Source organism: Neorhizobium sp. S3-V5DH (assembly GCF_004343065.1).
In the GTDB taxonomy this organism is placed as follows: domain Bacteria; phylum Pseudomonadota; class Alphaproteobacteria; order Rhizobiales; family Rhizobiaceae; genus Neorhizobium; species Neorhizobium huautlense.
Genome location: NZ_SMCL01000009.1, coordinates 99734 through 112792, shown reverse-complemented (window position 1 = coordinate 112792; position 13059 = coordinate 99734). Strand labels below are relative to the sequence as shown.

The following is a 13059-nucleotide window of genomic DNA, read 5'->3' as shown; positions in this document are numbered from 1 at the left end:
CCCGACTGACGCCATCACGGCGTGATCGCGCGCTCCCCGGATATCTGTTCATTCATCCATTCGGCGCCGGCACGAATACCACCAAGCGGGAAGACATGGATGCGGTCGATCAGGCTTTCCGGATGAGCCGCTTTGTATTCGGCGATCTCCGTCAGAAAATCGGTGGGCTCATATGGCACCAGCAGCTTGCTGAGATCCATCGCACGCCGCTGCAACACGCTTAACGAGGCACCAACACCGCAGGAGACAGCAAACTTGATCAATGTCTGCAGCTTGGTCGGTCCGGCGACGCCGAGATGGATCGGCAACTTGATGCCGGCCGCAGCAATCCGCTCCGCCCAGGCGATCACGGGTTTGGCATCGAAAGCAAACTGGGTGACGATTGCCATCTCCGCATCGGTGCGCTGGGAAAAAGCCTGCTTGAACTGCAGCGCTTCGTCGACGATCTTCGTACCGCCGCCGGTATCTATGTCCTTGTTGCCTTCCGGATGGCCAGCGACATGCAGGCGTTTGAAGCCATAGCGATCGAATAGACCGGATTCGATCAGCTGGATCGAGCTGTCGAAATCGCCTGCCGGCGTCGTCACCCCACCCCCGAGCAACAACGCCTGATCGACACCGGCTTCGTTTCTGTAACGCTTGATCCAATCTTCAAGCGTTGCGACACTTGGAATGATGCGGGATGGGAAGTGCGGCATCACCGCAAAACCGTCCTTGGCCAGACGCTTGGCCGTTAAAACCATATCTTCGATTGGCGTGCCATCGATATGGGCGATATAGACCCGCGTGCCTTTTGGAAGAAGGACCTTGAAGTCTTCTATTTTAGCCGCTGTGCGCGGCATGACTTCGATGGAGTAGTCAGTGATGAGATCCCTGAAGCCAGCCGGCTCGGTGGATTTCTCCTCCTGCTTTCCCTTGAAAAGATTCAAAAGTGCCATAATCGATCCTCCCCCGTCTAATCCGAATGAACCTCCGGCCAAGATGGACGGAGCGGCGTGCGAGACCCATGTTCTCGCACGCCTGAAGATCAGAGGGCTTTCTTTGTGCGCCAGCTTTCGGCGTAATTTTCACGTGCTTCCTGTGCGTAGGGCACTGCAGCGACGCGAACGCGGATCTCGGCCTGGCCGTGGCCTTGCTCAACAGAGGTCTTGGAGGTCCCGCCGTCGGGCTCGCCCCAGACGAGCGTCAGGATATCGTTTTCCTTGATGTCAGCATCAACGACGCCGAGCGACAGCATTGAACGCTCGTTGTAGCTATAGCCGTTGAACATCGACAGGCCGACGACCTTGCCGTCCTTCAGAACCTTGTCGAAGCTCGAGGAGGCGTAGTTGGAGAGTGGGAAGTCGATCCACTTCTTGGCCTGTTCGCCCGGCTGGAAGGCCGAGGCAATTATTTTGACGACGTCGTCGGAATTCCATTCGAAGGTGACCTTGCGGCGCTGCGGGGTTGCCTTCTGCTTTTCGACGGCGGCGCGGCCGACGAAGTCGTGGTCGAACTTGACGTAGACGCCATAACCCAGCTCGTAGGGGTTCAGGTAATAGTCTTCGATATTGTCGGAAACGTAGCTGCCGCCGATCGAGCCGCTGGCTTCATAGCTTTGGGCAGAAAGCCAGTCGCGATATCCTTGCAGTTCATCACCGGTGTAAATCGCCGGAAGCGGCGACGGAATCCAGCCGGATTCCAGGGTGTTTGTGGCGTAGGCGCGGCTGCCGACCGGGCGCAGGTCGACGCCGGCTTCTTCAGCTGCCTTGATGATGGCGGCGCGGACTTCGTCCTTCTCCGCATAGGGACCCCAGATTTCGAGACCCGGAGCGCCGGCCATGCCGTGGCGCAGAGCCTGAACCTTGCGGCCGCCGACATTGATCCAGTCGACGTGGAAGAACTTGATCTCCGGGATCGGCCCGCCGTTCATCTTTTCGAAGACCTTCGGCGCGTCCGGTCCCTGGATCTGGAACCTATAGTGGATGCGGGTGACCTCTTTGCCGTCCGGACGGGAGGGAGATCGCGGATCGTGTGTCAGCTTGACATTATATTTGCCGAGAGAAGCATTGTAGAGCAGCCAATTGGCAGTCGGCGCGCGACCGACGAGAACGAACTTCTCCTCGGTTTCGCGGAAGATGATCATGTCACCTATGACATGACCGGCCGGCGTGACCGGAACGTAGTGTTTGGCGCGGTCGACACCGAAATTGGCGAAGCTGTTGATCGCCAGGCTCTCCAGGAACCTAGCGGCATCGGGGCCTTCGACGACAAGTTCGTCCATGTGATGGGACTGGTCGAAAAGAACAGCCGTTTGCCGCCAAGCAGCTTGTTCGGAGCGCCAGTTGGAGAATTCTGGAGCAACCACAGGGTATACATAGATCCCTGTTTTGGAATTGCGAAGATGCGTGACCGTGTTGCCCGCATCCTTCAAAACTTGGGTGAGATTGGCCTTGGTCATAGAATTCCTCCCTATGGCATGAAGTTTAATGTATACATGACGCCATCTGGGAGGAAATTCAAGGGAAAATATTCGAGGTCAGCGCAGCCTCCGGCCTGCGCCGTCGGAAGTGCAAACGTGGTGCTGCATCAGGAGTTGAGCAGAACGAGGCCGGGGACGGTCAGCAGCAGCTCGGGATTCTCATAGACTGCGTATTCGAGGTTCTTGCGGGCAATGCGCGCATGTTCCCGCGCGAGAAATTCTGCTCGCGCTCCCTCCCGCCCGACGATCGCAGCAACCAGAGAACGGTGCTGGTCCTGAGCGATATGCAGAGACTGCCGGAACGCCGCAACATGCGTTCGGCTGGAAAGAAATGCCGATGGCGACGCGAAGGGCAAGCGCGTCGCTCGCTCCACTTCCCGCTGGATGACTGGGCTGTTGGAAAGTGCGACCAGAGCCGCATGGAATTTTGCATTCGCCTCGGAATAGGCTTCCAGGTTCACCTCGTCCGGGCCATCCCCGAAACATGTCTCGAGCCGCGCCAGGATTTCATGAAGCTGATCTATTCCCGCCTGCGACGCCCCGCGCTCAGCGGCAAGCCGCGCTGCCGTTCCCTCCAGGACTCCGCGCAGCTCAATGGCGTCCACGGCGTCCGCGTAGGTGAAGCTGCGTACGACGAAGCCACCGTTCGTGAGCCGATCAAGCAATCCCTCCTCGGCAAGACGCGACATAACCTCGCGGACGGGTGTGCGGGAAATTTGCAGCGTCTCCGCCAGCGGAACCTCGAAAAGCCGGGTGCCTCCGGGATAATCGCCGCTCAATATCTTCTTGCGCAACTCCATCAGAGCCCGCATCGTATGAGTGTTTCTCGAAGTTTCTTCCAAATCAGCACCTGTGCTCTGCGGCGAGGTCGGCACAGCCCCACCCCTCGATCCCGAAATCTTAGCCACATCTGATCAATTGGCCAAGCGCCATGTATACAGCCTGGCTGTGCATGCCCAGCACCGGCAGATCAGAGACAGGGGCTGGAGGATGAGTACGCTATCTCGACTGACGGCGGGCAGCCAGAACGCGCGCGACTGTCTGCCTGAGATTTCCCGCAGTTTTTGGGCCGGTTGCTGCCATCTCGTCCTGCACGGCGGCAATTTCCCGGGCAAGCCCGCCGTTGAGGCCCAGGGCATCAAGCGTCACGCCGCTTTCCCTCATTTCAGCTGCACGACGGCGGCCATGGCGCGTGGTTCGTTCAAACTGGTAGTCGGCGAATCTGGACCAATCGAGGCCAGGGAAGCTCCGAGACAAGGATGACAATATCTCTTCGAAACAGCCAGATGCCTCTGCCGCCAGGAGGGCCTCGACCGTGATCGCTTCCAGTCCTTTGACAAACACGGAACGCACCATCTTGATGGCAGTCGCCGCTCCAGGCGCGTCACCAACCAAATCCGCCTCGAAACCGAGACTGCGAAAGTGCCCCAACAATTTTCCTGCCTCTCTGCCGGCAAGAAGTACCGGGGTCGCGTGCCCCTTCGGATGGACCGGGGCCATGACGGCCATGTCGAGATAACCGGCGCCCGTCTCGTTGATAAGCGTGGCAGTCTCCCGTTTGCGGCCGGGCGAGACAGAATTGATGTCGATCAGTAGCGCGCTTTGACCGAGATACGGCGCGATCGACTGGGCAGCCTTGAGGCTCTGGTCGGCGGTCACGGCGCTGAAGATCCACTCGGCATCCGCAAGTCCCGCAGGTGATGCTTCCGGCCGGACCCCACGGCTCCCCATCGCCATCCGCATCTCGCCCGCCCTCTCGGCATCATCGAGCAGGAGGTCATAAGCGCGGAATTCGCCGTTATCGAGCTTCGGCGCAAGACTGTCGTGAAAGGCGCGTGCCGCTTCGCCAAATCCCAGAAATGCGATCCTCATAGCCGTATCCTACTCTCAATCGCCGAAAACCACGCCGTCGAACAGTTTGCGCGCCGTGCGCAGCACCGCCGCACGATGCACCTCGCCATCCCTCATCGTGGCGATGACGCTCATCTCGCCGGTGGGGTGCTCGATCGACAGCAGCTTCTCGTCACCGTCTGGAATGACGGCTAGTTCCGAAGCCGGCCCTTCCGGCAGGAGGCAGGCCGTCGCCACGCTGACCGCGCCGAGCACGCCGATCGCGTCGTGGCACGTATGCGGGATGAAAGTGCGGGTCGAAATCGCTCCGCCGGCGGTTGGCGCCGAAACCATGGTCATCTTCGGCACCGATTTTTTGGTGACATCGCCGAGGTTCATCATCGGCCCGGCCTTCAGCCGGATCGCCTCCAGCCTGGCGCGAAGCTCCTGGTTGGCTTCCAGCTCCTTCGGGTCTTCGTCGCCTTTTATGCCGAGCACGTCGGCACGCATGACGACACAGGGCATGCCGTTGTCGATCAGCGTGCAGGCGACGCCTTCGATCCCATCGACCGCATTCCCGGTCGGCAGCAGCGCGCCGCAGGAGGAACCGGCCGTATCCGCGAACACGATCGGCACCGGCGCGGAGGTTCCCGGCACGCCGTCGATCCGGGCTTCGCCCTTGTAGGTCACCCGGCCGCCGGGCGTCTCGATCGTCGCAATGGCGATCTGCCCGGTATTTTCCATGAAGATCGAAACTTCGGTCTTCTCGCCCTTCACCGGCACCAGCCCGCGCTCGATGGCGAAAGGCCCGATGCCGGCGAGGATATTGCCGCAGTTCTGCGCATCGGTGACGATCGGCTGGTCGACGAAGACCTGCAGGAAGAGATAGTCGACATCGACCCCTTCCCGTTCCGACTTCTGCACCACGGCCACTTTCGAGGTCAGCGGATGAGCGCCGCCCATTCCGTCGATCTGGCGGGAATCGGGCGAGCCCATCGCCCGCAGCAGGAAACTGTCGCGATCGGCCGGCAGGTCTTCGGCCAGAAAGTATCCGCCTTTGGATGTGCCACCCCGCATCCACATGCATCGGACGCCGGTTTCGGTTTTACTCATGACCGCCTCCGCTCTTTTGCAGCGCTCAGATATACTTCAGGCCCTTTTCAGCCAGCCGGCCCCGCATCTCATAAATGTCGAGCCCGAGTTCGCCGGCGGCGAGCCTTTTGCGCTTGTCGTCCTCGGCCGCAACACGGGCTTCCGCCTTCTTTGCAACCACTTCAGCTTCCTCGCGCAGCACGACACAAACGCCATCATCATCGGCAACGATCACATCACCCGGGCGAACATAGGCGCCAGCGCATACAACCGGTACGTTGACCGAGCCGAGTGTTTCCTTGACTGTGCCCTGTGCGAAGATCGCCTTCGACCACACGGGAAACTTCATCTCCGTCAGATCAGCCACATCCCGAACACCCGCATCGATGATCAATCCCTTGCAACCGCGCGCCTGCGCAGACGTGGCGAGGAGATCACCGAAATAGCCGTCCTCGCAAGGGCTGGTCGGGGCGAGCAGCAGAATGTCGCCGGCCTTCAGCTGTTCGATCGCCACATGCAGCATCCAGTTGTCGCCCGGAGGTGCGGAGATAGTGACGGCACTCGCCGCGAGGCGTGCACCCGGAAAGATCGGCCGCATATAGCTGGCGAGCAGGCCCTTGCGGCCCTGCGCTTCATGCACCGTGGCAACGCCGCAGGCGGCCAGCCGGTCGATGACCGACTGATCAGCACGCTCGATGTTCTGAACGACAACCGACATCAGAGTTCATCCACAGTACGGGGGAAGACGGACTGGAAGCCTTCGGCGTGGGTGGACTTGCGCCCGCCGGACTGCCCGCCCGAATTGCGCATGAAATGGTTTCCGCGGTTTTCCGCGACGTTCTTGTAGTAGTGCCACAGGTGCTCCTGGCCCTCCATGCACTGGATAGCCGCCCACTTCTTTTCCCAGACGGGCGAGATGTCGAGGAAAACATCCGGTTTCCATTCCATCTGTTCGGTCTGGTGCGGCTCGAACAGGTAAAGCTGCGGCGCGCCGAGAACCTTTTCCCCGGGATTGTGGCCCCAGGCCTGGGCAATCATGCGGGCGTCAAGTGCCACCTGTGTCGCGTACATGTGGTCGGTATTGTACGGGTCCCATTTCGAATGAGAGAGCATGAATTCCGGCTGAACCTTGCGGATCACGTCGACCAGCTTGAACTTGGCGTCCTGATCGACGACCAGTGGATAGTCGCCGAGATCGAAAAACTGGATGTCGGTAACATCGAGCGCTTTTGCCGCGTTTTCCGCTTCCCTGCGGCGCTCGGTCTTCACCTTTTCGAGCGTCATGCCCGGGTTTTTCCAGAGCTTGGCACTTTCGCCGCGCTCGCCATAGGACAGGCAGACTACCGTAACGTCATAGCCCTTTTCCTCGTGCAGCGCGATCGCGCCGCCGCAACGCCAGACGAAATCCGCCGAATGGGCGCTGATGACCAATGCTGTCTTTGCCATGGGATGCCTCTTGATTTACTTATGCAGAGCCGGCGGCGTGCCGTGCGTGTGGAAGGTTTCGATCGTCTTCATCCCCCAGGCCTGGCCCTTCTTGCGGTCGGCTTCGGTCCAGACGACCGGCTTCCAGTCGGGCCGCAAGATCAGGCGGGCGCCTGCATTGGCGAGTTCAACGCGATTACCGGCCGGCTCCCAGACATAGAGGAAGAACGTGCCCTGGATCGCATGCTTGTGCGGGCCGGACTCGATGTGAACGCCATTTTCCAGGAAGATGTCGGCGGCGCGCAGGATATCTTCGCGCTGGTCGCAGGCATAGGTGACATGGTGGAAGCGACCATGCGAACCGGTTTGATCCTCGGAGCAGGCGAGGTCATAGGTCTTGTTGTTGATGGTGAACCAGCAGCCGCCGAGACGGCCGTTGTCGAGCTGGATCATTTCCGTCACCCGGCTGCCGAGCGCCGTGATCATGAATTCTCGCATGAGGCTGACATCGGCGGCGAGCAGATTGACGTGGTCAAGGCGCCGAGGACACGTTCCGCGGCCATGGTAACGCTGGGCGATGTTTTTTAGTGCCGGCTTTTCCTCCGGCGGCGCCACATATTCCCTGGTGTCCCAGTAGAGTTCGAACAGGTGACCGTCGGGGCTCTTGAACTGGTAGGCGCGGCCATGGCCAAGATCGCCTTCCATCCAGCCGACGCCCCAGCCCTTTTCCTCAATTACTTTGACGCGCCGCTCAAGCGCTTCCACGGACGATGTGCGATAGCCGATATGACCGACACCCGTGGTATGGTGCTTGGTGAGCTTCAGGGTATGGAATTCGTAGTCGTCGAAAGCTCGCAGATAAACGCTATCGCCTTCACGCCCATTTTCCGTGAGCCCGTAGATGCGGGTGAAGAAATCCAGACTTTCATCGAAACGATCAGTGTAGAGTTCCACGTGACCCAGATGGGCGACATCGTAACAGGGTTCGGTCATTGGGTCTGTCCCGAGCGGTTAGCTCATAGGCGCCAGGCGGAAAGACGCCTTCTCCTCCAAACGAAAGCCGCGTCCTCCACCTCAACGCGGCCGGCGACGAACGCCGCATCATGGTAAAGGCATAAAAGCAGATCGTCGGCATGACGAATAGGTTCTGCTGCAGGGCCATAAGTTTTGATTGAGGAGGGGATAGGCTCGCGAGCAGCGAGCAAGAGTACCGGTCGTGCAAAGGCGGCGCGGTGAAGATCTCACCGCGCCGCGAATAATCAGCCGCCGAGATAGGGCATGACTTCCACCGCGCCGCGCCAGATCATTTCGAGCGCCACGTAGAGGATCACGGCAAGACCGACATAAGCGATCCACCGGTGCTTGTTGAGGAGACGCGCGATAAAGCTTGCGGCGACACCCATGAGAGCGATCGACAGAACCAGACCGAAGATCAGGACTTCAGGGTGCTCGTGGGCTGCGCCGGCGACAGCCAGGACGTTGTCGAGCGACATTGAGACGTCTGCGATAACGATCTGCCAGGCAGCCTGCGAGAAGGTTTTGCGCGGCGCGCCACCGGCAATGGTGCCGTCTTTATTGAGATCCACCCCTTCGAGCGCCTCAGCCGCCTCGTCCTCCTGCTGATGCGGTGTACGCAGTTCTCGCCACATTTTCCAGCAAACCCACAGGAGCAATACGCCCCCTGCAAGCAGCAAGCCGACGATCTGCAGCAACTGCGTGGTAGCAAGCGCAAACCCGATACGAAGAACAGTCGCGGCAATGATACCGACGAGGATTGCCTTGGCCCGCTGTTCCTTCGGCAGTCCAGCTGCAGCAAGACCGATGACGATCGCATTATCGCCGGCAAGGACAAGATCGATCATGATAACTTGCAGGAGGGCAGATAACGCCTCTGCGGTGAAGATTTCCATCATTTGGCACCCAATCTCTTATGGCGTGGAATGCCTCATGTCGCGATGGTAGTTCAGCAGGAGCATACGACTGACATTTTGCCTGCCGTAGGTTCACTGCCGTTTTCGTTGGAGACCGCCACGAACACCAGGCACCTAACTTGGACGATTCCAGTCCGACATCACAGTTCAAGACGAACTGCCAGAGGGGCCCGGTCTGGTGGCGTGAGATTTAACGGCCCGACGACAGAAACTCAAGTGTTGAGTTGAGGTCTCTGTTGCCACTCCCATATTCCCACTGACCGGCCTAAAGCCAGACAAGATCATCCAGGAACTTCCACTGTTGTCGGGCAGAATAAGCGCGGAATCGCAGGCGCTATTTAAGACGTGTCTGGAGACTGTCGCGAATGCGCTTGCCCAGAGCTTGATAGTTTTCATCGAAGTGATGACCACCCTCGATCGGTGCGACTTCGACGCCTCGATCCTTCAACATGGGACAGGGATCGTCATCTTCATCCGTGCCATAGACGCATTGGATGAGTTTGGGATCGATCTTCGCAATGTCATCCACGGGATCTCCACCCTTGCCGGATCCCTCGGCTCCCAGCCAACCGGTCACGGAAATTTCGTAATCAACCTGGTGCGACAAGCCCAAAAGGGTGATCTGTTTCACTCGTTCCCGGTCCGAAGGCGCGAGGCGATTGTAGGTGGCCGGCAACACGTCCGCACCGAAGGAATAGCCGACAAGGAGGACGTTCTGAACATTCCATTGGCGACGATAGTGCTCGATGATCCTTGCAAGATCTTCCGCCGTCCCCTGGGGGGACCGCTCCGACCAGAAATAGCGCAAGGAGTCCACCCCGATGGTTGGTATGCCCTGCGATTGCAGATAGCCGCCAACCTCGCTGTCCAAATCGCGCCACCCGCCATCGCCGGAATAAATCACGGCCATCGTGTTTATTGCTGGTTTGGCTTCCAGCACGGTCAGCGGCAGGTCGAGCGGCAGGTCGTTCATACTTGCTGCTGAGAGGCCGACCGCCAGCGCTTGGGAGAGCGCCGCCTCGGGGGGTGAGGCAGAATCATCAAGCTGCACTTCCGGATGTTCCTGCTTCAGTCGTTGGGCATGCGCCTTTCCGGCAATATCGGCCGCTGCGGTCGAAATGATCGTAACCGCCGTCGGCAAGGAGCCGCCGTCGAAGCCGTAGATCGTGCGATCACCGACTTTCTGTTTCGGAGCTGGAGTGCAAAGCTCCTTGGAGAGCGGTATGCCCGCAACCGGGTCGACTGCAATCGCCTCGCCAATCGTAGCATTGGGACTCTGCGAGACCATGGCCAGCGCCAGCGCTCCTCCCTCACCGAGGCCAGCCACGATCGGATGGCGATAATTCGAATTGCCGATCCGCCGCTGAATCTGCTGGGAGAGGTCTTCGACATCGGAAACCATGTAGACGCAGCCGCCGTCGTCCGCCGCGAGCGATTTGATGTAGGACGGGAAATCGATACCGACCACTGCGGCACCGGCATCCACTGCAGCCTGCGCCTGGACATCCTCGCGAGCGCTCCAACCTTCGCCGCCGGATATCAGAAAGACAATACCGTTGAGATCGGCGCTATTGGTCGGCAACAGGATACGAGGCGCCGGGATCATTCCCGTATTGAAGCCTGGCTGCTGACCGGCAGCCCCCGTGATATACAACCATGCGGCAAGCGAGATGACGAGAAAACGTATAGACATCATTTGCCGACCACTCCTCTCAAGCCGCCGCTGATCAGAAGCGTCGCGTCCATCATCACGATGGCAGGGCTCACGCCACCTGCAACGGCCAGGTACCGTGGCTTCCAGATCGGATGGAACTTCGACTTGAAGGCCTTTAATCCCCTGAAATTGTAAAACCGTTCGCCATGTTCAAACACGATGCCGCCGATCCGGTCCCAGACCGGCGCTGCCTCGCGTGCAGCCATACCCGAGAGCGGCGCCATGCCAAGATTGAACTGCGCATAACCGGCGTCGCGGAGATATTCCATGATCTTCGCAAATAGAAAATCCATAGATCCCCTGGGAGCTTCGGGCGCAAAACGCATCAGATCAACGGTTCCTTCCTGCTTCGTATCAGTGACCGACAGCGTTGCGAAAGCAACGATACGATTTTCTTTTCGCAAAACGGCAACGGCCTGAGAGCTCACATAGTCGTCGCGGAAGGAACCGAGCGAGAAGGTCTTTTCACGGGTATTATGCTCCGCAAGCCATGCATCGGAAACCGCTTTAAGATCCTCGATCGAAGCCATGACCTCCGGCTGGTCGATCACCGAAAATTCCAGTCCTTCCCGCGCTCCCTTGTTAACCGCTTGACGAAGGCTCGCGAGGCGACTGCCTTTGAGATCGAAACGCGTGAGGTCGACGATTGCAAGTTCACCCAGCTTGAAAGCCCTCAGCCCCGCATCTGCACAATGGGAAAGAAGATCTGGCGATATCTGGTAGAAGACGGCCCGCCCGCCTCGGGCACGTGCCTCCTCGATGAAACGCCACACCAGATCGGCGGTTTCCTCTCGGGCTCCTACTGGATCGAAAAGTGCAATCCAGGATCGGCCCTGAATCCCATACATGATGAACGCATGTCCGCTTTCGGAAAACATCAGCCGCTTATCGCCCATTCGGACCAGGTTGGCGTCGGCGTTGTCCTGCGACATCGCAATCCGAATGGCCGCCTCAAGGTCGCCGGTCGTTGACGGTGGCGAGCGAAATGCCGCCGGTCGGAGCAGACTGAAAAGAGAGAGCATTCCCGCAAAGATCGTAAGACCGAGCGCAGCACGCAGGCCACGTGGCGCCTCTTCGGCAAATTCAAACTGCCACCACAGCTCGTGGGTGTATTGCACCTCGCGATATACAAAAAGCAGGACAGTAACGGCTGCGGCAACAATGACCAGCATTGCGGTCATCCAGCTCGGTGTCAGAACCTGACCAAACATCGAAGACCGCCGATTGAATTGTTTGGCGCTGAGAGCTAGCCCCGCAAGAAGAATGATCAAGAACACTGCTTCGAAAAGAGCAACCGCACGTACAAAGGCAAAGACAAGAGCGAACGCGGCACAAACCAGCCCTGTCCACCAGGCTCCGTCGAGCCTCTGCCCAATGCCGCGCGCAGCGACGAACAACACAAGTCCGAAAATGCTTGACAGGAAATGCGCGCCTTCCACCAACGGCAGCGGCAGATAGCTGGAAAGCAGGTTAAGATCGGAATCCGGCGTCGGAGTGACGCTGGAAAAGATCAGCATTGCCCCCGCGATCATCGCAAAAGTGGCAAGCAGGGGCGGTGCCAGCCGGAATTCCAGCTTTCGCAAGGTCGACGTAACCGGATGATGGGCTAACTGCCGAATTTCAAGACCGATCACGACGAGTGTCGCGATCAGCAGAGGCAGAACGTGGTAGATGACACGGTAGAGGACGAGGCTGCCAAGAACCTCGTCGACTCTGACCGTGCTGCCAAGAGCCGCGATGATTACGGTTTCGAAGACACCAAGACCTGCCGGCACGTGGCTGAGTACCCCAATTCCCACGGCGGTAGTATAGATTGCCAGGAATGACGGCCAACCGATTTCGGTCTGCGGCAAGAGGACGTAGAGGACCGACGACGAAGCGGCGATATCGAGCACAGTGACCAGAAACTGCTGCGACGATGTACGGGTGTCCGGCAGCCGGATGTTCACGCGGCCTATCGCTATGGTCCGACCGTTCTTCCCCAATACAACCAATGCAAAAAGAACCGCGATGATCAGAACCGCCACGGCTCGCACCCAGCCTTGGTCTATATGGACGATTGCCGCGATCCGCGGGGCCGTAACGAGCGACGCGAAAGCAGTAACCGCCAACAATCCGATACCGAAAGCAAGTGTAACGAAGGCGATGACCCGGCCGATATCATCGGGAGAAAGCCCCAGACGCGAATAGGCCCGGAATCGAATAGCCCCGCCGCTGAGCGCCCCGAAGCCAGCGGTGTTGCCGACCGCATAGGCGCTGAACGCGGTCATTGCGACCGGCACCGGCGGCAATGACCGACCGATATAGGCAAGCGCGTTCATATCGTAGCCGACGAGCGCCGCAAAGCTCAACGCGGTAAAGAAGATCGCCAACCCGATCGAAGACCAACGGGTATGGCCGAGCGCCTCAATCACGTCGTCATAGCTGACCTCGGTCGTGAGATCGTAGATCGCAAAGGTCGTAAAGGCGAAGACCAGCAGCACCGCGAGCGCTATGAGGTAAGAACGATACGTTTCAATGAGGTCTCGAAAGCGGTTGGGCTGACGATCCGTGGATTCCATTTTGGTTGCCGATACTGAGAAAGATTTCGCGCCCGGATTTTGATC

At 59.1% G+C, this 13059-nt stretch carries 11 protein-coding genes; all 11 read right to left on the bottom strand.

The features are described 5' to 3' along the window. Positions 1 to 14 precede the first annotated feature (14 nt). Positions 15 to 938: a methylenetetrahydrofolate reductase gene (locus tag EDE09_RS14895; protein ID WP_132411306.1), complete on the bottom strand. Its 924-nt coding sequence runs from the start codon at positions 936 to 938 to the stop codon at positions 15 to 17. Between the two features lie 89 nt (positions 939 to 1027). Beyond that, positions 1028 to 2440, bottom strand: a complete 1413-nt coding sequence (locus EDE09_RS14890) for an aminomethyltransferase family protein (RefSeq protein WP_105373099.1) — start codon at positions 2438 to 2440, stop codon at positions 1028 to 1030. Between the two features lie 128 nt (positions 2441 to 2568). Further along, complete coding sequence (locus EDE09_RS14885) at positions 2569 to 3273, bottom strand: GntR family transcriptional regulator (protein WP_112800583.1); 705 nt, start codon at positions 3271 to 3273, stop codon at positions 2569 to 2571. 187 nt (positions 3274 to 3460) lie between these two features. Beyond that, entirely contained in the window at positions 3461 to 4333 is an 873-nt protein-coding gene (locus EDE09_RS14880) for an NAD(P)-dependent oxidoreductase (RefSeq protein WP_132411304.1), read from the bottom strand. Between the two features lie 15 nt (positions 4334 to 4348). Beyond that, a complete protein-coding gene (locus EDE09_RS14875) occupies positions 4349 to 5404 on the bottom strand; it encodes a 4-oxalomesaconate tautomerase (protein WP_132411302.1) in 1056 nt (351 codons plus the stop codon). Positions 5405 to 5429: 25 nt separating this feature from the next. After that, positions 5430 to 6101 (bottom strand): 4-carboxy-4-hydroxy-2-oxoadipate aldolase/oxaloacetate decarboxylase, encoded by a 672-nt coding sequence (locus tag EDE09_RS14870; protein WP_207914848.1) that lies wholly within the window; start codon positions 6099 to 6101, stop codon positions 5430 to 5432. Further along, positions 6101 to 6829: a PIG-L deacetylase family protein gene (locus tag EDE09_RS14865; RefSeq protein ID WP_105373104.1), complete on the bottom strand. Its 729-nt coding sequence runs from the start codon at positions 6827 to 6829 to the stop codon at positions 6101 to 6103. Before EDE09_RS14865 ends, EDE09_RS14870 begins: the two co-directional genes overlap by 1 nt. Positions 6830 to 6844: 15 nt before the next feature. Then, on the bottom strand, positions 6845 to 7801 hold the full coding sequence (locus EDE09_RS14860) for a VOC family protein (RefSeq protein WP_132411298.1): 957 nt from the start codon (positions 7799 to 7801) through the stop codon (positions 6845 to 6847). 266 nt (positions 7802 to 8067) lie between these two features. Further along, positions 8068 to 8721 carry a TerC family protein gene (locus tag EDE09_RS14855; RefSeq protein WP_105373106.1) on the bottom strand — a complete coding sequence of 218 codons (654 nt, stop codon included), beginning with the start codon at positions 8719 to 8721 and terminating at the stop codon, positions 8068 to 8070. Positions 8722 to 9073: 352 nt separating this feature from the next. Then, positions 9074 to 10435: an AcvB/VirJ family lysyl-phosphatidylglycerol hydrolase gene (locus tag EDE09_RS14850; protein WP_132411296.1), complete on the bottom strand. Its 1362-nt coding sequence runs from the start codon at positions 10433 to 10435 to the stop codon at positions 9074 to 9076. Continuing rightward, positions 10432 to 13014, bottom strand: coding sequence for a bifunctional lysylphosphatidylglycerol flippase/synthetase MprF (gene mprF / locus EDE09_RS14845; RefSeq protein WP_132411294.1), 2583 nt, complete (start codon positions 13012 to 13014; stop codon positions 10432 to 10434). Before mprF ends, EDE09_RS14850 begins: the two co-directional genes overlap by 4 nt. Positions 13015 to 13059 lie beyond the last annotated feature (45 nt).